Consider the following 22,998-nt stretch of genomic DNA (forward strand, 5'->3'; position numbering starts at 1 on the left):
TTACTGTCTCCATTCAAAGAGCATATCAAGTCTATTACAACTGACAATGGTACAGAATTCGCTTGTCATGAAATGATAGCCAAAAGCCTTGGTGTTACCATATATTTTGCTGACCCATACGCTTCATGGCAGAAAGGCGCTATAGAAAATGCTAACGGACTAATTAGGCAATACGTGCCAAAAAAAGAAACCTTTGAGCATATCAGCCAGCAACAAATAACTAAGTATTCAAAGAAAATTAACATGAGACCAAGAAAGAAATTAGATTTTAAAACACCACAGGACTGCTTTTACGAACTAATTAAGTAAATTTGCACTTGCTTGTTGAATTCACGAAGTATCACAATACCACAATCTGTTAAAGAGATCCAAAGTGGTGCTTTCGGTCAGATGAGCCACCTTACAGCTATTAACGTTGATGCTGCGAACCCAAACTTCCGCTCTGATAATGGTGTACTCATTGAGAAGAAGGATTCAAAAGAGTGGGTAGCAGCATATCCTTTGGCAAGGCCTGATGCGGAATATACAGTTCCAGAAGGTGTTTATGGTGTATACACAAATGCTTTCCAACGTGCATCTTACCTAACAAAAATTACTTTACCAGCTTCGTTAAAGGAATCACCTTCAACAGCAGAGTTCAATGGTTATACAAGTGCTCAGAACCTTAGAGAGATTGCTGTTGCTGCTGGTAACACGGCATTTAAGTCTGTTGATGGTGTCCTCTTATCGGCTGATGGTAAAAAGTTGATTGCTTATCCAAATGGGAAAGCAGGTTCTTCTTCAACTAATCCAGCTTATCAAGGTGTGACAGGGCAGCCTAACGCAAGTGTTTATAAGGTTCCAGATGGAGTGGAGTCTATAGAACAAGCAGCCTTCGCACAGGTTAATGGACTTACAGCTATAGAATTGAATGGCGTAAAGAAACTCGCTAAAGGTGCCTTTGACAAGGCTGTTAAATTAAGAAATGTATTACTTGGTCCTTCTGTTGATACGATAGAAGATGGTGCCTTCGGTGGTAATAATGACCTCGCTGCCTTTGATGTAGACCCAGCAAACCCTAATTATGCAGCTGATAATGGGGTCATTTACACAAAGAATAAGGAGGAACTTGTGTTGTTCCCTGCCGGTAAGGCTGGTGAATATACTACTTTACCAACCACAAAGAAGATTCGTAACAGAGCTTTTTACTATGCTCAAAAGGTAACCAAGGTGAACTTCAATAGTAATCTTGAAGTGATTGATAATGATGCTTTCCAAGCAACTACAAAATTAGCGAACATCACTTTTGAATCACCAGCAAAGATTAAGACAATCGGTACGTTTGCCTTCCAAGGCTCAGGACTAACCGAACTTAACATACCAGCATCATTAGAAGTTGTTAGTTGGAGTGCCTTTGGCTCAACTAAACTTAAGAAGGTTACCGTTGCAGATGGTTCACAGTTACAATCCATTAATGAGGGTGCTTTCAATGGTTGTAAGGACCTTGAAGAATTTACCTTTGAGGGTTCTTCTACCTTGAATAAGATTCAGAAAGATGCTTTTAGTGGCGATGATAAATTGAAGAGCTTTGTTATTCCAGAGAAGGTTACCGTTCTTGAGAGAGGAGCTTTCAATGGTGCTTCTGGCTTGGAGACTATCACCTTCAAGCAACCTGCTACGATGACAATTATCGGTGAAGGCGCATTCCAAAATGCAAAAGCATTAAAGAAAATAGAGCTTCCAAGTACTGTTACAACGATTAGTAAGGATGCTTTCAATACTTGTTCGAGCTTGACGGAGGTTGTCATCCCAGCAAGTGTGACCACAATAGACGCTACAGGCTTCCAAGAATGTGCTAAACTTGAAAAGTTCACAGTAGATAAGAACAACCCAATTTACTCCAGTGTAGATGGTTTCTTATTGAGTAAAGATAAGAAGACATTAGTCTCATTCCCTCCAGCAAAGGCCAATACCTATTATACAATGTTGCCTCCAACTATCGAGACAATCGGTAAGCAAGCATTCTATTTCGTACAGGCTCTTGAGAACGTAACAATTCCAGAGAAGGTAAAGAAGATTGAAGATTTCGCTTTCGACCGTGTTGGTAACTTGAATACGATAGCCTTCTTAGGTAAGACTCCTATTACTGATGTTGCTCCTTCAGCATTCAATCCTGCTAATGTAGATAAGACTAAGATAGACCTTAGTGTACGTAAAGATTCTAAGGCTGCATTTGATAGTGATCCTTTATGGAGTCAGTTCCGTACCAGAGGTGTCTCTTTCTTCAAAGAAACTAATGGTACTGGCAATGGTACTACAGAATATTTCCCATTGTCAAAGAAGGCAGTAATGATTGTTGGTACACAAGCTGACGTCTATACATACGTCGTAAAACCAACCGTAACAGATGACAATAACAACACATACGAGGTGCGCCTTTGGGGCGACTATGCGATGAATGACAACACAACTAATATACAGGAGGTTGTCTTTAAGAATACACTTGATTATGTAGGTCTCGATGCCTTCAAGAAGAGTAATGGTACTTCAAGTGTTAAGCGTATCTACTTCATCGCTACTGAACCTACAAAGGATATGAGTGCAACAAAGTGGGAATACTTTGACAACTCAGGTAACTATACCCAGAAGGAGTTTGAACCAAGTCTCAAGGTCTATGTAAAGAAGTCTGCTGAGAATGCTTATAAGACTGCTACAGGTTGGTCTCGTTATGCAGGACAAACATCTTATAAGATACCAGGTGAGATTAATATAGCACATTGGTATGGTACTTTCGCACGTGAGTTTGATGCTGACCTCGGTATCTATGCACGTGAGAACAATGAGGCAGGACGCATTGGTGCATTCATTACGCAGACTGCTGGTATGTCAACAGAGACAGATGCTACTGGTGTACAGACTACTAAGTTCATCATGAAGAGTATTAATTATGGTAATACTCACGTAACAGACTATGATTATGTACCTGCAGAAACAGGTGTGTTACTGGAGAGCCGTAGTGGAGCAAGTACTCCTGCAGACTTCTACTATGCTATCGGTGAGAAGGACAATGTTACATATAGTCTTTCAAATAATATCATGGAAGGTGTGACGGTGAAGGATACAAAGAAGCAGTCATCTACTTCTGACCCAATCTTCGCAATGACAACTGCTGGTATCTTTAAGCCTCTCAAGATAGGAACTGACCGTACGATCCCTGTTCATAAGGCTGTTGCTCGTCCAAAGGTAACTTTGTCTGCTTCTGCAAAGGTAATGTTTGTCTTTGACGATGGTGAGGATCATAACATTGTAAATGCTATCGAAACAGTAGAGAACAACAATGTCGTAGACAATAATGCATATTATAACTTACAGGGCCAGCGTGTAGAGAACCCACAACATGGTGTGTTCATCCACAATGGTAAGAAGGTAGTATTGAAGTAAGAATAATCTAAGATGCTTTTATGTTGTAGGGGATGTCTGATTGTCCATAATCATAACGGCTCCCCTACAGCTAAAAGAAGCATCATGATTAGCAATTTTACTAAAAAAGAAAATTAAAGGAGATAACATAATGGAAAAGAAAGAATATATAACACCGGAGATACTTTGTTGTGATCTAAGGGCAGAGGGATTGATGGACGATCATACAGCTGTTTTACAGACAAGTCCTCGTGTGTCTTCTACAGGCCCTGGTCAAGGTAATGACCTTGGTGATGACGATGAGGTAGCAGCAAAGCCTATTTATGAATTCACAGCTTGGGAAGAGGAGGAATAACCTATGATACGACTATCACATCATTCTGAAATGATGGATGCAAGAGCCTATTTCTATAAAGAGATGATGCACAATCGCATGAAAGAAATACTGAAACGTGTTGCATTAGGTTTACTTGGTGTATGCTCGTTGATGATGATTGCCCTTTGTGCATATATGTATGGACTTATTGGATAAATAGTCTTTATAATAAAATAATAATGTGACTTAAGTATTAAACCTCTTTGTTTTGAGGGTGGACTCTTTGTGACAAGGGTCTGCCCTTTTTGTTATTAATGTACCTTATCACATGGAATATAATCCCTATTTAGTTGCTATATCGTAAATATAGTTGCTGTTTATAGCACAAAATTGTCGTATTAAAGAAATAATTTGGTCATTTTGTCTAATATATCAAGGATATTCATTATTTTTACAAAATAATTTCAACTAAATTAGAAAAAACGAAAAACGAAAATGATGGTATCGGACTTCAGAGACATTCTGTCTTTTGTAAGGAATGAGAGAGCACATATAGAGGGCGACATCTATATTGGTTCTAAATTTCTTATTACACGTAATTGTAACAGCTTCTTTAAGCCGCTCCTTGATAATAACTATCCTGTAAAAGCAAATGTAGCAAGAATAGCGATGGTTAAGAAGGGATGGTGTGAGCCTACTATTGGGTATAAGAAGTATCATTGTAAGCCCGGTGATTTGTTGTTTATTAACTGGGGAGCAACGGTTAATGATGACGCCTTTGGGCATGATACGATTTTTGATGGCTTTACGATGACAGAAGACTTTATGCGTATGGTCTTTGGCGGAAAATTACCGGAGTTGTTTCTGTCTCCAGATTTATGTTTCTCTATTCGTTTGGATGAGAAAGAACAAATGGTATGGCAGCAATATACGCAAATGCTTTATAGTTTGTCATCTCTTCAGTCAGTAAGTGATGAGACATTACACTTCCTTTTTGTTTCTGTATTGAATTATGCGCAGTCACAGTATAAACAGATGACAACAGAGTCACGAGGTGGCTGGTCGAGGAATAAGCAAGTGGTAGAGCGGTTCATTCGATTGGTAAATGAGAATGCTAAGATGGAACATGAATTAGAGTTCTATGCATCAGAATTGTGCATGACTGCCCATTATTTAGGAATGATCATTAAGAAGGAGACAGGGATTACAGCGAAAGAGTGGATTGATAAGACCCTGATTACGCTTATAGAACTTGAATTGCGTTATTCTAATAAGTCTTTGAAGATGATTGCTGATGAGTATAACTTTGTGTCTTTGAGTTCGTTGTGTAAATTCTATAAACGAAGAACAGGAATTACAGCCACAGCATTCAGAGTGACAAAGAGTTGATGTTTTACTTCTGATAGGGTGAGATAATAGATGATAGTAACTGTTCCGTGTTCTGTAAAACCATCCTATTATTAGTCTATTGCTTACCTATCTGTATTACTATAGATAATCTACTATTACAAATCATTCTTGTGAAACAGCTTGGTATAGATACTGAACATCAGAGATGATAGCTTGAGGTACCAGACCGTCAATAGTCTTTCCTTGGCTTACGCGTTGGCGTATGTCTGTACTACTGATATCAATAAAAGGTGTTTGAAGGAAAGTGACTCCATGGGGCAGTGAGGTCTCTGAGAGTCTTTGATTGTGTCGTGGATAGACCACGATAGGGTAGTGGGCGAGGATATCCTCTGCATGATACCATCGGTCGAAGGCTTCCCAATTATCGCCACCAATGAGAAGAGTGAAGCGATGAGTGGGGTAGTCGTTACTAAGATGTTGTAGAGTATTCCATGTGTAAGAAGGTTTTGGAAAATGAAACTCGTAGTCCGAAGCCTTAAAATGAGGATTGTCAGCTATTGCTTTGCGTACTAAATCTAATCGTTGTTGGTCGGCTAAGAGTTGTTGGTTAACTTTGAAAGGGTTCAGAGGAGACACCATGAACCACACCTCGTCTAATTTCTTCTTCTTAAGAAAAGCCTCAGCTAACGCAATATGGCCGTTATGAATAGGATTGAAGGAGCCTCCAAAGATACCAATGGAAATCTCTCCCGACTCCTCCGAAGGGACGGGAGAACTTGACGGAATAAAGTTAGTTGATGGTTTCATAGAGAGGTTGTTGTGGAACTAATCACTTGAATTAACATAGAGGCAACTGTTATGTCTGAAATTCTAAACTTTATGATAAAGAGGTTCTTCCTCTTAGTGTTCCCATTAAGGTCTATCTCTTTGGAGAACTGAGGGAAATTTCTTATCCTTCTAAAAATGTTTTTACAATCTCGTATGTCTCTTGTTTTGCCTTTTCAAGGTCGTCATTGACAATGACTCTATCGAAATTCTTAGCAAAGGTAAGCTCGTAGGACGCTTTAGCAAGACGGTTCTCGATGGCTTCAGCACTATCAGTCTGACGGCCAACAAGGCGACGACGGAGCTCTTCTACAGATGGAGGTTGAATAAATAAGCTCAAAGCACGTTCACCATAGAATTTCTTAATATTACATCCGCCCTTAACGTCTACATCAAAGACTACGTTCTGACCAGCTTCTACCTGGTTTTCTACTTGTGATTTCAATGTACCATAGAAGCGATTCTCATAGACCTCCTCAAACTCTAAAAACTCTCCATTATGAATCTTCTTTTTGAACTCTTCTGGTGAGAGGAAGATATATTCCACACCATTCTGCTCTGTACCACGTGGTGCACGAGTAGTACAACTGATGGAGAAAGCCAATTTCAATTCGGGATGTTCCTTCATTAACCATTGAACGATGGTGCTTTTGCCAGCACCAGAAGGAGCTGAGAGAATGAGTAACCTCCCCCCACCCCTCCGAGGGAGGGGAGTGCCTAACGGACAGTCTTGGGATATGTTAGGAGACGAAGTGAAATTAGAAATGTCTTCCTGTATCTTTGCTGTTGGTGTCGTATTAGCAGATTGGTTTTCAGATGAAAGCTTGTTCATAGCTGTTTTTATTTCGTTTAATACATTATTGAGATCGTAAAGCACTTCTTCATTGGTGAATCGTATGATATGAAAACCAAAGGATGCAAGGTAGGCATCTCGTTTCTCATCGTTTAATCGTTGTTCCTTTATAGTGTGATATCCTCCGTCAACTTCTATTATAAGGTTTAATGTAAGGCAGACGAAGTCAGGGATATAGTCATAGACAGGATGTTGTCGGCGAAAGCGTACACCTAATTGCTTTCCCCTAAGGTGTTCCCATAAAAGTGCCTCTGCCTCAGTAGGATGTTTTCTATTATATTTTGCATTTTGACGAAGTAACTGATAAGTAGAAGCATCGTTGGTATGGTAGTGAAGGTTTCCAAAATAACAGTGTCCTTTATCTTTCTTTTCCATAGCTACGACTTAGTTTGTTTGATAATCTATGAATATTTTGACATAGGAGATGTTTCTTATTTGCGATACTATTCCTTATTTTCAGAAGAAGGGTTGTTTACTCACTTATTTCAATATCCTCATTATCTCCAATTGTAGTGACTACCTTTATCCAACTTTATCCCGTTAGGCACTCCCCTCCTTCGGAGGGGCTGGGGGAGGTCTCTACAGCGCATTCAACACTTGTTCCTTAATCTGTTCCAACTCGTCTTTCATCTTAACTACGATGTTCTGCATCTCAGCTTGATTGCTCTTAGAACCAGTAGTATTGATTTCACGACCCATCTCTTGAGCGATGAAACCGAGCTTCTTGCCTACACCATGTCCACTCTCTTTCATCGTCTCACGGAAATATTTTAAGTGGTTAGCAAGTCTTTGCTTCTCCTCATTGATGTCAAGTTTCTCTATGTAGTAAATCAATTCTTGTTCAAGACGATTCTTGTCATAGTCGACTTCGGGGATTTGTTTGAGACCATCGATAATCTTGTCTTTAATCTTAGGCACACGTCCCTTTTCAAAAGGTTCTATGCTTTTAAGCAATTCAGCAATATTATCAATCTTCTCAGTAAATTTCTTTTGAAGTGCTGCCCCTTCTTGTTTACGGAAATCTATAAGTTTTTCAACGGCGTCATTGATAGCTTGCTGCGCAACGTCCCATTCCTCCTCGTCCAACACCTCAACTTCAGTCTTTGTCGTTACGTCAGGTAAGCGGAGAAGAGTAGCAAACCAATTCTCTGGTTCAGGAATACCAGTATTGTCTGCGATGACTTTAATCTGTCTATAATAGTTTTCTACAAGTGCCGCATTGATAGGAGTAGCATCAATCGTTGCTTCCTTCTCTACCCATAATGAGAAATCTACCTTACCGCGTTCCAGCTTTTGTGCAAGCATACGACGGATTTCCATTTCCTTTTCTCTGTAGAGGGGTGCGATGCGTGCTGAGAGGTCGAGTGACTTACTATTAAGTGATTTCACTTCAACATTGATTTTCTTTTCCTTGTAGGCTACAACAGCTTTGCCATAGCCTGTCATTGATAGTATCATGAGCTTTTCGCATTATTTTTCTGCAAATGTACAAAAAATGTGGAATAAAAAGAGTATATTTGCAAGTTATTTAGAACATAATTGTGTTTTATGACTTGTATATTAAATATTGATACGAGTACGAATGTGTGCTCTGTTGCAGTTAGTCAGGATGGAGTTTGTGTTTTCGAGAAGCAAGATACGCTTGATCCTAAGCATAGAGAAAAGTTAGGAACGTTTGTAGACGAGGCGCTCGCCTTTATTGATGATAACGCCTTGACACTTGATGCGGTAGCCGTTAGTAGCGGACCAGGCTCATATACTGGTTTGCGTGTTGGTGTGTCTATGGCAAAGGGAATTTGTTATGGTCGTGGAGTAAAACTCGTAGCTATCCCTACACTCGAGCTTTTGGCAGTACCAGTACTGTTGCATCATGAAGAGATAGAGGAGGGAGCACTCCTTGTTCCTATGATAGATGCGCGTCGTATGGAGGTTTATTCTGCTGTCTATGACCGTGCTTTGAAGGAGGTTCGTGGTATTCAAGCAGATGTTGTCGACGAGAATACTTACAAAGAATACCTTGATCGAGGTCCTGTCTATTTCTTTGGAGATGGCGCAGAAAAGTGTATGGATGTTATTAATCATCCTAATGCACACTTGATTAAAGGTATTGATGCTTTGGCAAAGAATATGTTCCCTTTGGCAGAGAAGCGTATTGCACAAGAGAAATATGAGGATGTAGCATACTTTGTACCGTTCTATTTGAAAGATTTCGTTGCTAAGCAAGCTAAGCCTTTGCTATAGTATAGGTAACTATCTTAGGATAGTTCTCATCACTTACAATTAAACATTCATCACTCAATGAACATAGAAGGATTAGATTATAACACACAGCGAGAACGACTCATACTGCCACAGTATGGGCGAGAGATACAAAACATGGTGGATTATGCCATTGGGCTTCCTACAAAGGAAGAACGTCAGCGATGTGCGGAAACCATCATTTCCATTATGGATAGGATGAATGCCCAGAATCGTGGTAACTTTGACCACATGGAAAAGCTCTGGGATCATTTGGCATTGATGGCTAACTTTGAGTTGGATATTGACTATCCTTGTGATGTGTCAGAGGCTTTGAAGATTGCTACTAAGCCAGAGCCAATGAGCTATCCGATGTCAAATATTCCAGTAAGACATTATGGGCGATTACTCTTTGAAGCTTTTGAGGAATTGAAAACAATGGAGCCTGGGGCACGTCGTGATGCTTTCGTTCGATTTGTTGCTAATCAGATGAAACGTAGTCTGATGCAGTGGGGACATGGAACCTGTGATGATGAGAAGATAGCATCTGACCTTGCCCGCTTTACGGATGGTAAGATTCAGCTTGATCTTGATACATTCAAGTTTGAGAAAATTAATGCGAGAGAGTTTGCCCAGCCTCGTAATAAGAAGAAAAAGTAAAATAACGACACATGGAATCCTTTATCATAGAAGGTGGACATCGGCTGAGTGGCACGATTGCTCCACAAGGTGCAAAGAATGAAGCCTTGGAGGTGATTTGTGCAACCCTGTTGACATCTGAAGAAGTTATCATACGCAATGTACCTGATATCCTTGATGTGAACAATCTCATCAAGCTCTTACAGGATATTGGGGTGAAGGTTAAGAAGCTTGCCCCTAATGAGTTTTCTTTCCAAGCAGACGAAGTAAACCTCGATTATTTAGAGAGTAGCGACTTTGTGAAGAAGTGCTCTTCTCTGCGTGGGAGTGTCTTGATGATTGGTCCATTGTTGGGTCGTTTTGGTAAGGCTACTATTGCAAAACCAGGTGGTGACAAGATTGGTCGTCGTCGTTTGGATACTCACTTCCTTGGATTCAAAAATCTTGGTGCACACTTTGGGCGTGTTGAAGACCGTGATGTATATGAGATTCAGGCTGATAAACTTGTTGGAACCTATATGCTATTAGACGAAGCGTCTATTACAGGTACTGCCAATATTATCATGGCAGCAGTGTTAGCAGAAGGAACAACAACTATTTATAACGCTGCTTGTGAGCCTTATATCCAGCAACTCTGTAAGATGCTTAATGCAATGGGAGCGAAGATTAGCGGTATTGCCAGCAACTTGATTACTATCGAGGGTGTGAAGGAATTGCATTCTGCTGACCATAGAATCCTACCTGATATGATTGAGGTAGGCTCTTTCATTGGTATTGCTGCAATGATTGGTGATGGTGTTCGTATTAAGGATGTGTCCGTTCCTAACTTGGGATTGATACTCGACACCTTCCACCGTCTCGGTGTACAGATAATAGTAGATAATGACGACCTCATCATTCCACGTCAGGACCACTATGTGATAGACTCTTTCATTGATGGAACGATTATGACTATCAGTGATGCTCCATGGCCAGGATTGACTCCAGACCTTATCTCTGTGCTTCTCGTAGTTGCTACACAGGCACAGGGTAGTGTACTTTTCCACCAGAAGATGTTTGAGAGTCGTTTGTTCTTTGTGGACAAACTCATTGACATGGGTGCACAGATAATCCTCTGTGATCCTCACCGTGCCGTAGTTGTTGGTCACGATAATGCTAAGAAACTCCGTGCAGGTCGTATGTCAAGTCCTGATATTCGTGCGGGTATTGCACTGCTTATCGCAGCACTGACAGCACAGGGAACAAGTCGTATTGATAATATTGTACAAATTGACCGAGGATATGAGAACATCGAAGGACGTCTCAATGCTCTTGGTGCAAAGATTCAGCGAGCAGAGGTTTGTTAATCTCATCGTATCTAAAACGCACTTTGAGAGAGTGTGTTGTGTATTTTAGATAAATAGGGTTGACCTATTCTCGCAAAAGGGTTGACGTTTTCTTGCAAAAAGGTTGACCTTTTTCCTCAAAAAGGTAGACGGTTTTAGGCGAAAGTGTTGACCGTTTTACAGAAAAAAACAATTTAGTATTGAAATAAGATGTAGTTTTATCAGTACTACTGATATAAGATGAAAAGATGATAAAGAAGGAAGAAGTCTATAAGATTGGGCGCATCGGGAAGCCGCATGGCGTACACGGAGAGTTGCAGTTGCAGTTCTCCGATGACGTTTTTGATGTGGTAGATGCCGATTACCTGATATTGGACATTGACGGAATCCTTGTTCCTTTCTTTATAGAGGAATATCGGTTCCGTTCTGACGAGATAGCCCTGATGAAGTTTTGTAACATCAATAGCGATGCACAAGCACGCGAACTGACGGGATGTATTGTCTATTTCCCACGTAAGTTGGCAGAAGAAGGGACAGATGATGTGTCATGGGCGCAGATTGTCGGTTATTCCTTGATAGATGAAGCAACGAATAACGTGATTGGCAAGATTGTTGCTGTAGATGAAACAACTGTCAATACGCTCTTTGAGGTGAGTACACCTGAAGGCGAGGAAATACTCATTCCTGCTAGTGATGAACTTATTGTTGCGACAGACATAGCGTCAAAGACGATTACGATGCGGATTCCAGCAGGGCTACTTGACCTCTGATTCGCAGTATAAACTAAAAGAATTAATGAAACAACAAATCTGTATATTAGGCTCAACAGGTAGCATTGGTACGCAAGCCCTTGATGTTATCAGTCAGCATCCTGACCTTTATGAGGCTTATGCACTCACTGCAAATCATCGTTGGAAGGAACTTGCTGAGCAGGCTCGTCGCTTTAATCCGGTAGCTGTTGTCATTGCTGATGAGGCTTATTATGAACCTTTGAAGCAAGAGTTGGCTGATATGCCTGATGTAAAGGTATATGCAGGTAGCAAAGCTTTGGAGGACATCGTTGAGTCACCATCAATAGATATGGTACTTACAGCGATGGTTGGCTATTCGGGTCTTGCTCCAACAATCCATGCTATCAAAGCAAAGAAGAAGATATGTTTGGCAAATAAGGAGACACTTGTTGTAGCTGGCGAGTTGATTCTTCAGTTGGCTCAGCAGTATCATGTACCTATCCTGCCTGTGGACAGCGAGCATAGTGCTATCTTCCAGAGTTTGGTTGGTGAGGACGAGAACGAGATTGAGAAGATCCTTCTCACTTGTTCTGGTGGACCATTCCGTACCTTTACCCATGAACAGTTGAAGACAGTTACAGCTGCCGATGCGCTCAAGCACCCTACATGGGATATGGGAGCGAAGATTACCATTGACTCTGCATCTTTGATGAACAAAGGTTTCGAGGTGATTGAGGCTAAATGGCTCTTTGGTGTACCTGCTGATAAAATACAAGTATTGGTTCATCCTCAGTCTATTGTTCACAGTGCGGTACAGTTTTGTGATGGTGGTGTGAAAGCACAGTTGGGTGTTCCAGATATGAGATTACCTATCCAATATGCCTTTTCATTCCCACAACGTCTATCGTTAGGCGGCGATAGGTTAGATCTTTTCCGTCAGCCATTAGAGTTCTTTGAGCCTGATGTGGAGAAGTTTAAGTGTCTTGCAATGGCATACGAAGCTATTAACAAGGGTGGCAATATGCCTTGTATTGTCAATGCAGCCAATGAGATTGTCAATGAAGGCTTCCGTAAGGGTGCTTGTAGTTTCTTGGCAATGGGCGACATCATTGAGAAGGCAATGCAAACTGTTGCTTTTGATAGTAACCCAGACTATGATGTATATGTGCAGACGGATGCTGAGGCACGTCGTGTAGCACTTGAGATTATGAATAATAAATAACGAATAGATAAATAATGGAAACATTTCTGATCAGATTGCTTCAGTTCATTCTGGCAATCTCTCTGCTTGTCCTGCTGCATGAAGGCGGACACATGTTCTTTGCGAAGCTTTTTGGCGTTCGCGTTGAGAAGTTCTTCGTATTCTTCGATGTGGGCATCGGTAAGTGGAAAGGTAAACTTTTCAGTTGGAAGCCTAAGAAAGACGATACGGAATATGGTATGGGTTGGTTGCCACTTGGTGGCTACTGCAAGATTTCTGGTATGATTGACGAAAGCTTTGATACCGACCAGATGAAGCAGGAACCACAGCCATGGGAGTTCCGTACAAAGCCAGCTTGGCAGCGTCTTTTGATTATGATAGGTGGTGTGTTGGTCAACTTTATCCTCGCTCTCTTCATTTATTCAATGGTGATGTTTGTATGGGGGGACAGCTATTTCAAGGTGTCTGACATGAGTATGGGTATGCGTTTCAATGCTGATGCAAAGGCTTTAGGTTTCAAAGACCATGACGTAATGTTGGGAACAGACCAAGGAGCATTCCGTGAGTATGCGAATGTGAATGGCGATTTCTTCCGTCAGATAGCACAGGCAAAGCGTGTGGATGTTCTTCGTAATGGCAAGAAGCATAGTATTACTCTGCCTGGTGATTTGGATATGCTCTCAATGATTAAGACACGTCCTTTGTTTGCAGAACCTTTCATTCCGGCACAGGTGGATAGCGTGTTGGGTGATACACCAGCAGCGAAAGCTGGTATTAAGGCAGGCGACCTCATTAAGTCTATCAATGGAAAGCCAGTTGAGACATGGACAGATATGAATTATCAGACAGGTGTCTTGAGTGATGTCTTGGCAGTGAAGAATACGCATAAGGATTCTCTTGCAGTTCGTTCTGTTGTGCTGACGGTTCAGCATAAGGGTGCAGCAAAGCTCGATACATTAAAACTTATGTTGACACCTGATTTGAAGTTGGGTGTTTTACAGTCAACATTGGCAAGTTATTATAAGCCTGTACAGGAGGAATACTCCTTCTTTGAGAGTTTCCCTGCAGGTATTAAGCATGGTTGGAACGTACTGCGTGGCTATGTTGGTAACTTCCGTTACCTTGCTTCAGCAGATGGTGCTAAGAGTATTGGTGGCTTCGGAGCTATCGGCAGTCTTTTCCCTCCATTCTGGGACTGGTATATGTTCTGGTCGATGACAGCCTTCTTGAGTATCATGCTTGCCTTCATGAACATTCTTCCTATCCCTGCTTTGGATGGTGGTCATGTGGTATTCCTTCTCTATGAGATTATTACTCGTCGTAAGCCATCAGAGAAGTTCATGGTACGTGCGGAGTATGTTGGTATAACCATCCTAATCCTCCTTATGATATTTGCCAACCTTAACGACATTCTTCGTTGGTTGCATCTTATGTAAGAACAAGTTTTCTTTAATGGACTTAGTTCTATCGAATAGTCCGTTAATAGTATCTTAATACGAAGTCACGCAATACAAGCTATAGCAAGTATTGCGTGATTTTTGTTTGTTTGTGCCGCTTATTCACAAAGTTTTAGCAGTTTTCTCTCCCTTTCCTGCAGTTCTATGTATAGTAGGATACTCGTTTCTATACTACATGTTGTTCATGTGCTAAGGCTCCGCACCATTAGTGCTAAGCATGAACACCAATGGTGCTAAGCCTTAACACAATAATAAAAGATGGTTATAAAGCTCTATGACAAGCGTTATTAGATACGATATACACTAATGATTAACTGGTATAATGAGGTCTTATTCGATACTGCTGTGGCTTAATACGAAATTACGCAACACCTACCATGGTAGATATTGCGTAATTCTTTATTGTCACCATAATGTAGTATAGAAGAAGATATTTAGCAATAGCCCTTACAAATGTTGTGTTCTCACTCCTTCTCACATTATAGGATGGTTGCGGATGATACTTTCTTAATAAAGTAAGACTAACCCAGCAACTCCTGCATAACATATCATGCGGATAGGATTTATCTTTAACCACATCGTACCGACAAAGGTTGCGGCAAAGAGGAACAAGCTAATCCAAAACTGCCAAGGGTTAATACTCGGTGCAGAAAAGTTCTCTGCATTACATAATAATAAGGTGGCAGCTGCAAGCAGACCCACTACGACAGGGCGCAGACCTGCAAAGACTGACTGTACGATGGGTGTGTTCATGTATTTAAGGAACATCTTACTGATTAGAATCATCATTATCAACGAGGGGAGGACAAGGGCTATGGTTGCGGTGAGACTACCCAATACTGCCATACCTGCGCCAAAGCCTGCATTATGTACAGCTGTATAACCGCAGTAAGTAGCAGAGTTGATGCCAATAGGTCCAGGCGTCATCTGTGATACAGCAACAATGTTGGTAAACTCTGCAGAGCTAAGCCAATGATGGTTCACAACCGTTTCTGTTTGTATCAGTGATAGCATTCCATATCCTCCACCAAATCCAAAGAGTCCGATGATAAAGAAAGTGTAGAAAAGTTCTAAATATATCATGTTGTTATTTCTGTTATTAGTCTGTTCTTAGTGTGCTGTTTTCCCGAAATTATCCCATTCGTCCCTCTCTTCCTTCGGAACTTTCGTTTGCTATTTCTCTTGCGAAGTTATATCCCGTTAGGCTCTCCCCTCCTTCGGAGGGGCTGGGGGAGGTCTCTCACTCCGTCGGTTTAATAAACTTCCCATAAAGGAAACCACCTAATCCTGCAGCAATAATGACGTAAACAGGATTAACACCTAATAGCCAAATGGCTATGGCGGTGACAATAGGAATCCAACAGTTTGCCAATGAAAGTTTTGCGCTCTTAGCCAAGGTAAAGGTTGGTGCTGCAATCAAAGCCACGACAGCAGGGCGTAATCCACGGAACATTGCTGCTACCCAAGGAATGTCCATAAACTGATGGAAGAAGAGTGCGATGCAGAGAATGATAAGGAAAGAGGGGAGAATTGCTCCCAAGCAGGTGCAAATTGCTCCTGGGGTCTTCCGCATCTTATAGCCTACAAAGACACTGATATTAGCAGCAAAGACACCCGGACAGCTTTGTGCAACAGCTATCAGGTCAACAAACTGGTCTTCGGGAATCCACTTTTTCTTTACTACGACTTCGTTTTGAATAATCGAAATCATAGCATAACCACCGCCAAGTGTAAAGGCTCCAATCTTAAAGAAGGTTTTGAAGGCTTCCCAGTAGAATCCTTTGGGTGTTGGATATTGGGTGTTTGGTGTTGATGAAATGTTATCTTTGTCCACTGTGTCTTGTTTTTTATAGTGAAATCAATATTAGAGAGGTACAGACGCCCCCATCTGTTCCATATACCTATTAGGTAATATTACTCAGATGAGGGCGTTTCTCAGTGTAGTCTATATATATTAAAGGTGTACTAATCTATTACACCTTCAATAGGGGAGGGGCAAACTTTACAATTTGCTTTCAACCCACTTACGAGCATTTACAAATGCCTCAATCCATGGTGTAACCTCTTCCTGACGACGCTCACGTGGATAGTAAGCCTGCTGCCATGGGAAGATAGCACGCTCCAAGTGTGGCATCATTGCAAGGTGACGGCCGTCTGCAGAGCAGATACCTGCTACATTGTAGTCAGAGCCGTTAGGGTTACCAGGATATTCAGCGTAGTTGTATTTAGCGATGATATTGTACTTATCTTCTGCCTCTGGGAGGTAGAAACGACCCTCACCGTGTGCTACCCAGATACCAAGTTTGTTACCGCTCAAAGAACCGAACATTACACTATTGTTCTGTGGAATGGTCAAGTTCAAGAATGAACTCTCAAACTTCTTACTGGTATTGTGGCAGAGGTGAGCACGATGCTTGTGTTCTGGGTTGATAAGGTTCAACTCAACCATCAACTGACAACCGTTACAGATACCCAATGAAAGTGTATCTTCGCGTGCATAGAAGCGGTCGAGTGCCTGCTTAGCCTTTGGATTATAGAGGAAAGCACCAGCCCATCCCTTTGCAGAACCGAGTACGTCAGAGTTAGAGAAACCACCGCAGAAGACGATCATATTTACTTCTTCCAAAGTCTCACGGCCAGTGATAAGGTCGGTCATCATAACGTCTTTTACCTCGAAGCCAGCCAAATAGAGTGCGTAAGCCATCTCACGCTCACCATTGGTTCCCTTCTCACGAATGATAGCTGCCTTTGGTGTTTGGTGATGGGTGTTAGGTGTTGAAGTCTTCCAACGGTCTGCATCGAGGCCATACTGCTGGAGTGTACCTGTGAAGTCTGTATTAAACTTCATCTCGATTGGCTGCTTCTTATAGTTCTGGCAACGCTTCTTAGCCATGTCATTCATGCTCTGTTTGCGGTCGAGAAGATAAGATGTCTTATACCATGTCTCACGCATTGCATCAATATCGAACTCTGCCTTCCAATCGCCATCAGCGATGCTGAGCGTACGTTTGTCAGGACTTGGTGTACCGATACGAGCAAAGCCGATACAGTTCTCAGTCAAGAATTCTTTGACTTCTTCCTTATGTTCATCAGCAACCTGAATAACTACACCTGGATTCTCGGCAAAAAGCTTCTTGATTACATCGTCACCCTTGATATCATGAAGGTTGATATGCAAACCACCTTCAGCATTAGCAAAGGTCATTTCAAGCAATGTTGTAATCAAACCACCTGCTGAAATGTCGTGTCCAGCAAGTATCCATCCACGGCGAATCATCTCCTGTATAGCATCGAAACAGTCGCAGAAATACTGTGGCTCTTTCACGGTTGGAACGTCACTGCCAATCTTTCCGAGACTCTGTGCAAGGGCTGAACCACCTAAACGCTGCTCATCAAAACTGAAATCAATATGATAGAGGCGTGTGTTCTTATCATTCACAAGTACTGGAGAAACCACCTGACGAACATCGCTTACCTCACCACCACTGGTCACAATGACGGTTCCCGGGGAGATAATCTTATCTCCATTAGGATATTGCTGAGTCAGAGAAAGTGAATCCTTACCTGTTGGAACGTTCACACCGATAGCGCAGCAGAAGTCTGATAATGCCTTAACCGCACTATAAAGACGAGCATCCTCACCCTTCTGTGAGCGACAAGGCCACATCCAGTTGGCTGAAAGACTCAGGCTATCCATACCGTCTGCCAATGGTGCCCATACAATGTTGGTCAATGATTCAGCTACGGAAAGGACAGAGCCTGCCTCTGGTGATGCGAGTCCTGCTTGTGGAGCGTGACCGAGTGCGGTAGCAATACCCTTATGACCACGATAGTCTAAGGCTACAACACCACAGTCTGAGAGTGGCAACTGAATCTCACCCTGACACTGCTGACGGGCTACCTTACCTGTAACAGAGCGGTCAACCTTATTTGTCAACCAGTCCTTACATGCCACAGCTTCCAACTGAAGCACACGCTGGAGGTATTCCTCCATCTTATTTATACTATAAGAAACATTCTCATATTTGCGCTCAACGGTCTCATCCTTCATAATAGTCTTTGGAGAATGACCGAACATCTGCGCTACGTCTAAGTCGAATGGCTTTACACCATCGCCCTGTACAAATGAGAAGTGAGCATCACCTGTAGTCTCACCAACAACATACATTGGTGCACGCTCACGCTCAGCAATCTTCTTCACGTGGTCGAGGTGCTTCTCGTCAATGAGCAAGCCCATGCGCTCCTGTGACTCGTTGGCAATGATTTCCTTGGCACTCAATGTTTTATCACCGATTGGTAATTGTGTCATGTCAATCTTACCGCCACATTCTTCAACTAACTCGCTAAGACAATTCAAGTGTCCTGCAGAACCGTGGTCGTGGATAGAAACAACTGGGTTGTTGTCTTCTTCTACCAATGCACGTACGAGGTTATAAGCACGTTTCTGCATCTCTGGGTTAGCACGCTGTATGGCATTCAACTCAATACCATTTGAGTAACGACCAGTATCAACTGATGATACAGAACCACCACCAAGTCCGATACGGTAGTTATCGCCACCAACGACAACGACCTTATTGCCTGCCAGTGGCTCACCCTTCAGACAGTCGCGCTTGGTACCATAACCAACGCCACCTGCAAGCATAATTACCTTATCGTAAGCATACTTCTCACCATTCTCTTGATGTTCAAATGTGAGTAGTGAACCAGTAATTAAAGGCTGACCAAACTTATTACCGAAATCGCTCGCACCATTAGATGCCTTAATCAAAATCTGCTCTGGAGTTTGATAGAGCCACTGACGAATAGGAAGGATGTCTTCCCAATCACGTAAGGCTGGAGTTGTACCGTCATCTTCTGTCAGACGAGGGTAAGCGGTCATATAGACTGCTGTTCCTGCGATAGGCCATGAACCAACACCACCGCCCATACGGTCGCGAATCTCACCACCCGTACCTGTTGCTGCTCCATTGAATGGCTCAACGGTAGTAGGGAAGTTGTGGGTCTCGGCTTTCAGAGAGATAACACTCTCAATAGGCTTTACTCGGAAATAGTCAGATGTGCTCTGGTTTGCTGGTGCAAACTGTTCAACCTCTGGACCTTGTGCGAAAGCTACGTTGTCTTTATAAGCTGAAAGAATCTTACCAGGATTCTCTTTTGTAGTCTTCTTGATGAGGCTGAAAAGGCTGCTCTCCATCACCTTGCCATCAATGACGAACTCTCCACCGAAAATCTTATGGCGGCAATGCTCAGAGTTAATCTGGGCGAAACCGAAGATTTCAGAGTCGGTGAGTGGTCGACCGTTCTGCTTCTCAATCTTGTGGAGATATTCCATCTCCTCTGGTGAGAGTGCTAAACCTTCCTCTTCGTTGAACTTCTCTAAGTCCTCCACACGCTTGATAGGCTCTGGCTCGTGGTTGACAGTGAAGATAGTCTGGTCAAGACCATCATACATACGTTGCAACATCGGGTCATAATCAGCCTCTTTGCTGCTTACAGGGAAGTACTCCTCTATACGCAAAATGCCGTCAAGACTCATATTCTGAGTAATCTCGACGGCATTCGTACTCCAAGGAGTAATCATCTCACGGCGTGGTCCCACATAGTAGCCCTGCAGTGTCTGTTCGTTCTGCAAGTAGGTGGCATCGCCATAGAGCCAACAAAGTTCGTTGATTTCTGCGTCGGACAATGCATGATTGACTTCTGTGGCAATCACGCTTTTGGACTGAGTTCTGAAGAAAAGAATCATAGTCTGTATATAAAATTTGGTGTTACTTCTGTTTGCAAAGATACGATTTTCTTTGGATAAACAGCTTTTTTGTAGTGTGTTTTTTAGTCTTCTTAGGTATTATAAATAATCAGACTCGTTTTTGTCTGCTTTATCTTGCTAAAGTGGTATTTGTTGACTTGAATTTCTTTTCATGAAAATAAATATTTCTTGTCGTGAAGAAAAATATTTTTTTTCATGAAAATAATTTAGGAATGGTGGTGTATTTTGGACTTGCAGAAGGTGTTTTTGTATAGTAGAAATTGTTGAAGCGATGATTAAATTGGCTTATTATTGGACTTGTCCGTATTTTGTCTATCAACAGTTTATTCTGTATAATTTCATCAAAAAAGCCTTGCTATTTGATTGTTTTAGGTTAAAAATGCCTAAACTCGTTATACAACCCTTTGTTTTACACGTCTTTATAATATCTTTGCATGAGATTGCTGCATTATAGAGAAGGAAATGGATTTTTAGAGAGAGGTCGCTCTTATTATTAAGGTGGCACCTTCGAGGATATAAGAACAAATTTCTTTCGAGTTGTGTGGAAAGATCTATTACAAACAAGAATAATAACCAAAATAAAATAGTAAATATGAAAAAGAGTCTTTTTATGGTGGCTTTAGCAGTTGGTACACTTGCTTTTAGTAGCTGTGCCAGCAAGAAGGATTTGGAGAATTGTCGTACAGAGAATAATCAGTTAACGGCAGATTATCAGAATGCTAAGGAAACGATTGCTGCCAATAACGCACGTATCAAGAGCTTGGAAGATCAGTTGGCTCAGGCAAGAGAGAGTGCTGCTGCTTTACAGGGTAGTCTTGATAATAGCTTGAGAAATGCTAATTCAAATAATATCAACATTTCTAAGCTTGTTGATCAGATTAATGAGAGTAACCAGTATATACGCCACTTGGTTGAGGTGAAGTCTAAGAGTGACTCTCTGAATATGGTTCTTACGAATAACCTGACGCGTTCTTTGAGTCGTGAGGAGCTGAAAGAGGTGGATGTACAGGTGTTGAAGGGTGTTGTTTATATCTCTTTGGCTGATAATATGCTGTATAAGAGTGGATCTTATGAGGTGAATGATCGTGCTGAACAGACGTTGAGTAAGATTGCTAAGATTATCACTGATTATAAAGATTATGATGTGTTAATCGAGGGTAATACGGATAATGTGCCTATTAATACGGCAAATGATAAGATGAGAAATATCCGTAATAACTGGGATCTCTCTTGTTTACGTGCTGCTTCTGTCGTACAGTATCTGCAAGATCGCTTCGGTGTTAATCCTAAGCGTTTGACTGCTGGTGGTCGTGGTGAGTATAACCCACTTGCTACTAATGATACTGAGTTGGGTAAGCAGCGCAACCGTCGTACTCAGATTATCATTACTCCTAAACTTGACCAGTTCATGGATCTCATTGGTGAAGCTCCTGAAACGAAGGCTGCAAAGTAACTTGTTGATGAGTAAAAACGTTTTGTTCGGAATACTCCTGCAATACCCATGATTATATAAGTGGTTGTTGGTTGCATTTTCCATATATGTGATTTATTTCTGTGGAAAGTGTTTCGGAGAAGCTTGTGGTATTTACTACATTGATAGAATAGAAAACGTTGATAAATATAAATCTGCATCTTGTCTATAGCATATTGACAAGATGCAGATTTTTTCTTTATATATAATATGGTTCTACTGTAATTAGTGTGAGTTAACATATGTCTAGACCACCATAGAAGAATAGAATCGCTATCCGATAGCGTTCGGCAGTACCATATCCTCTGCCGATGGTCTTGATTTCTTTATACTGACTATAAAGATACGAATTTCGTGCCGCTTAATGCAGGATACGGCATGTTAATTCACACTAAATCCCGCAGAACCTATAATATAAGGTTTGTATATGGATGTTACTTTTATGATTTTAGCTACATTGGTAGCAGTCGAACACATATATATAATGTGTCTTGAAACGATATTTACAAAATCGAGATCAACTGCGCGTACTTTTAATATGGATGTGGAGGAATTAAGTCGCCCAACTGTATCTACGTTATTTAAAAATCAAGGTGTCTATAATCTTTTATTGGCAGTGTTGATTTTAATAGCAGTTTGGGTTACGAATGATTTGTTTTGGACACGTTGTTTTTTGTCGTATGTAGCATTGGTGGCTATTTATGGCGGTATTACAAGTAGTCCGACTATTATTTTAAAGCAGGGTGTGCCAGCTTTGGTGGCATTAATATATAGTTTTGTTCTATTGTAGGTATTTGTTGTTTTGGCTAAAATTGAAACTTCCCTTGTTTTCGATTTTGCGTTTAAGGGGCTATTTCTTGTTTTATGGCATTGTAGTGCAATTTTTGTTTTTATGGCTTCCTGTGCTGCGGTAAGGGTGTGCTTGATGCTGTTTTGGTTGATTTGCGTCAAGGCTTTGGTTGATTTTTAAGTTTTTTGAAAAATATTCTTCAAAATGTTTGGAGGGTAAGTAAATTCTCTATACCTTTGCACTCGCTTTACAAAACAAGCCACCTGGCAAGTTAGTTAAGGCATAGAAGAAAGAGTTCTTTGAAAAGATTTACATAAACAGAGAAGTAGTACAAGAAGCGTCTGTTTGGTTTTATATCAAATGGATGGGTAAAAGAAACGAACCGATCAATTCATTGTTCCTGCTTTTGAGGCATCACCTCAAAACACTGTGGAACAAAAGAAGAGGTGCTTTTTAACTTGATACTTTTAGGATAAGCGTTCTGAAACAGAGATTACTCGGTGAAGCGTTTGGGTTAACATGGTATTCATTATCATTCATCACCCATCACTTATCACCAAAACATATTTTACAATGGAGAGTTTGATCCTGGCTCAGGATGAACGCTAGCTACAGGCTTAACACATGCAAGTC

The 22,998-nt window shown here is 41.4% G+C and carries 19 protein-coding genes; 13 read left to right on the top strand and 6 right to left on the bottom strand.

The window, feature by feature from the left end; all coding sequences use genetic code 11:
• The 5 genes from CHB62_RS12675 to CHB62_RS12690 form a co-directional block, all read left to right on the top strand.
• On the top strand, positions 1-309 hold a 309-nt coding region (locus CHB62_RS12675; protein ID WP_141240394.1), incomplete at its 5' end, for an IS30 family transposase.
• A 15-nt stretch (positions 310-324) separates the two neighbouring features.
• Complete coding sequence (locus CHB62_RS12680; RefSeq protein ID WP_254919386.1) at positions 325-3,420, top strand: leucine-rich repeat domain-containing protein; 3,096 nt, start codon at positions 325-327, stop codon at positions 3,418-3,420.
• Between the two features lie 130 nt (positions 3,421-3,550).
• On the top strand, positions 3,551-3,754 hold the full coding sequence (locus CHB62_RS12685; RefSeq protein ID WP_089367129.1) for a hypothetical protein: 204 nt from the start codon (positions 3,551-3,553) through the stop codon (positions 3,752-3,754).
• A gap of 3 nt (positions 3,755-3,757) precedes the next feature.
• Complete coding sequence (locus CHB62_RS14955) at positions 3,758-3,931, top strand: hypothetical protein (protein WP_157600230.1); 174 nt, start codon at positions 3,758-3,760, stop codon at positions 3,929-3,931.
• Positions 3,932-4,210: 279 nt separating this feature from the next.
• Positions 4,211-5,104 carry a helix-turn-helix domain-containing protein gene (locus CHB62_RS12690; protein ID WP_089367130.1) on the top strand — a complete coding sequence of 298 codons (894 nt, stop codon included), beginning with the start codon at positions 4,211-4,213 and terminating at the stop codon, positions 5,102-5,104.
• Between the two features lie 123 nt (positions 5,105-5,227).
• Here CHB62_RS12690 and nadD read toward each other — a convergent pair whose 3' ends face one another.
• The 3 genes from nadD to CHB62_RS12705 all read right to left on the bottom strand — a co-directional run bounded on the left by nadD (position 5,228) and on the right by CHB62_RS12705 (position 8,201).
• Positions 5,228-5,872 carry a nicotinate (nicotinamide) nucleotide adenylyltransferase gene (nadD, locus tag CHB62_RS12695; protein WP_240616228.1) on the bottom strand — a complete coding sequence of 215 codons (645 nt, stop codon included), beginning with the start codon at positions 5,870-5,872 and terminating at the stop codon, positions 5,228-5,230.
• A gap of 142 nt (positions 5,873-6,014) precedes the next feature.
• Entirely contained in the window at positions 6,015-7,118 is a 1,104-nt protein-coding gene (gene gmk / locus CHB62_RS12700; protein ID WP_089367131.1) for a guanylate kinase, read from the bottom strand.
• Between the two features lie 204 nt (positions 7,119-7,322).
• A complete protein-coding gene (locus tag CHB62_RS12705) occupies positions 7,323-8,201 on the bottom strand; it encodes a YicC/YloC family endoribonuclease (RefSeq protein ID WP_089367132.1) in 879 nt (292 codons plus the stop codon).
• Between the two features lie 90 nt (positions 8,202-8,291).
• On the opposite strand from CHB62_RS12705, the gene tsaB reads away from it, so the two are divergent.
• The 6 genes from tsaB to rseP all read left to right on the top strand — a co-directional run bounded on the left by tsaB (position 8,292) and on the right by rseP (position 14,313).
• Positions 8,292-8,984: a tRNA (adenosine(37)-N6)-threonylcarbamoyltransferase complex dimerization subunit type 1 TsaB gene (gene tsaB / locus CHB62_RS12710; protein WP_089367133.1), complete on the top strand. Its 693-nt coding sequence runs from the start codon at positions 8,292-8,294 to the stop codon at positions 8,982-8,984.
• Between the two features lie 57 nt (positions 8,985-9,041).
• Positions 9,042-9,641 (top strand): DUF4290 domain-containing protein, encoded by a 600-nt coding sequence (locus tag CHB62_RS12715; protein ID WP_089367134.1) that lies wholly within the window; start codon positions 9,042-9,044, stop codon positions 9,639-9,641.
• 11 nt (positions 9,642-9,652) lie between these two features.
• On the top strand, positions 9,653-10,966 hold the full coding sequence (gene murA / locus CHB62_RS12720) for a UDP-N-acetylglucosamine 1-carboxyvinyltransferase (protein WP_025836873.1): 1,314 nt from the start codon (positions 9,653-9,655) through the stop codon (positions 10,964-10,966).
• Between the two features lie 227 nt (positions 10,967-11,193).
• Positions 11,194-11,715: a ribosome maturation factor RimM gene (gene rimM / locus CHB62_RS12725; RefSeq protein WP_089367135.1), complete on the top strand. Its 522-nt coding sequence runs from the start codon at positions 11,194-11,196 to the stop codon at positions 11,713-11,715.
• A gap of 25 nt (positions 11,716-11,740) precedes the next feature.
• Positions 11,741-12,898, top strand: a complete 1,158-nt coding sequence (locus tag CHB62_RS12730) for a 1-deoxy-D-xylulose-5-phosphate reductoisomerase (protein ID WP_089367136.1) — start codon at positions 11,741-11,743, stop codon at positions 12,896-12,898.
• Between the two features lie 14 nt (positions 12,899-12,912).
• A complete protein-coding gene (gene rseP, locus CHB62_RS12735) occupies positions 12,913-14,313 on the top strand; it encodes an RIP metalloprotease RseP (protein ID WP_089367137.1) in 1,401 nt (466 codons plus the stop codon).
• Between the two features lie 528 nt (positions 14,314-14,841).
• Here the strand turns inward: rseP and CHB62_RS12740 are convergent.
• The 3 genes from CHB62_RS12740 to purL all read right to left on the bottom strand — a co-directional run bounded on the left by CHB62_RS12740 (position 14,842) and on the right by purL (position 20,083).
• Positions 14,842-15,417, bottom strand: coding sequence for a chromate transporter (locus CHB62_RS12740; protein ID WP_089367138.1), 576 nt, complete (start codon positions 15,415-15,417; stop codon positions 14,842-14,844).
• 157 nt (positions 15,418-15,574) lie between these two features.
• Positions 15,575-16,168 carry a chromate transporter gene (locus CHB62_RS12745; RefSeq protein ID WP_089367139.1) on the bottom strand — a complete coding sequence of 198 codons (594 nt, stop codon included), beginning with the start codon at positions 16,166-16,168 and terminating at the stop codon, positions 15,575-15,577.
• 168 nt (positions 16,169-16,336) lie between these two features.
• Entirely contained in the window at positions 16,337-20,083 is a 3,747-nt protein-coding gene (gene purL / locus CHB62_RS12750; RefSeq protein WP_089367140.1) for a phosphoribosylformylglycinamidine synthase, read from the bottom strand.
• Between the two features lie 613 nt (positions 20,084-20,696).
• Here purL and CHB62_RS12755 point away from each other — a divergent pair.
• Both CHB62_RS12755 and CHB62_RS12760 read left to right on the top strand, forming a co-directional pair.
• Positions 20,697-21,557: an OmpA family protein gene (locus CHB62_RS12755; RefSeq protein ID WP_089367141.1), complete on the top strand. Its 861-nt coding sequence runs from the start codon at positions 20,697-20,699 to the stop codon at positions 21,555-21,557.
• A gap of 445 nt (positions 21,558-22,002) precedes the next feature.
• A complete protein-coding gene (locus CHB62_RS12760) occupies positions 22,003-22,365 on the top strand; it encodes a DUF1304 domain-containing protein (protein WP_089367142.1) in 363 nt (120 codons plus the stop codon).
• Positions 22,366-22,998: the final 633 nt, after the last annotated feature.

Source organism: Prevotella jejuni, assembly GCF_900187995.1.
Classification (GTDB): domain Bacteria; phylum Bacteroidota; class Bacteroidia; order Bacteroidales; family Bacteroidaceae; genus Prevotella; species Prevotella jejuni.

What these genes read in the sequence shown, in the direction of transcription:
- CHB62_RS12685 (WP_089367129.1), top strand. Translation starts at nt 3,551, where the DNA reads ATGGAAAAGAAAGAATATATAACACCGGAGATACTTTGTTGTGATCTA.
- CHB62_RS14955 (WP_157600230.1), top strand. Translation starts at nt 3,758, where the DNA reads ATGATACGACTATCACATCATTCTGAAATGATGGATGCAAGAGCCTAT.
- CHB62_RS12690 (WP_089367130.1), top strand. Translation starts at nt 4,211, where the DNA reads ATGATGGTATCGGACTTCAGAGACATTCTGTCTTTTGTAAGGAATGAG.
- nadD (WP_240616228.1), bottom strand. Translation starts at nt 5,872, where the DNA reads ATGAAACCATCAACTAACTTTATTCCGTCAAGTTCTCCCGTCCCTTCG.
- gmk (WP_089367131.1), bottom strand. Translation starts at nt 7,118, where the DNA reads ATGGAAAAGAAAGATAAAGGACACTGTTATTTTGGAAACCTTCACTAC.
- CHB62_RS12705 (WP_089367132.1), bottom strand. Translation starts at nt 8,201, where the DNA reads ATGATACTATCAATGACAGGCTATGGCAAAGCTGTTGTAGCCTACAAG.
- tsaB (WP_089367133.1), top strand. Translation starts at nt 8,292, where the DNA reads ATGACTTGTATATTAAATATTGATACGAGTACGAATGTGTGCTCTGTT.
- CHB62_RS12715 (WP_089367134.1), top strand. Translation starts at nt 9,042, where the DNA reads ATGAACATAGAAGGATTAGATTATAACACACAGCGAGAACGACTCATA.
- murA (WP_025836873.1), top strand. Translation starts at nt 9,653, where the DNA reads ATGGAATCCTTTATCATAGAAGGTGGACATCGGCTGAGTGGCACGATT.
- rimM (WP_089367135.1), top strand. Translation starts at nt 11,194, where the DNA reads ATGATAAAGAAGGAAGAAGTCTATAAGATTGGGCGCATCGGGAAGCCG.
- CHB62_RS12730 (WP_089367136.1), top strand. Translation starts at nt 11,741, where the DNA reads ATGAAACAACAAATCTGTATATTAGGCTCAACAGGTAGCATTGGTACG.
- rseP (WP_089367137.1), top strand. Translation starts at nt 12,913, where the DNA reads ATGGAAACATTTCTGATCAGATTGCTTCAGTTCATTCTGGCAATCTCT.
- CHB62_RS12740 (WP_089367138.1), bottom strand. Translation starts at nt 15,417, where the DNA reads ATGATATATTTAGAACTTTTCTACACTTTCTTTATCATCGGACTCTTT.
- purL (WP_089367140.1), bottom strand. Translation starts at nt 20,083, where the DNA reads ATGATTCTTTTCTTCAGAACTCAGTCCAAAAGCGTGATTGCCACAGAA.
- CHB62_RS12755 (WP_089367141.1), top strand. Translation starts at nt 20,697, where the DNA reads ATGAAAAAGAGTCTTTTTATGGTGGCTTTAGCAGTTGGTACACTTGCT.
- CHB62_RS12760 (WP_089367142.1), top strand. Translation starts at nt 22,003, where the DNA reads ATGGATGTTACTTTTATGATTTTAGCTACATTGGTAGCAGTCGAACAC.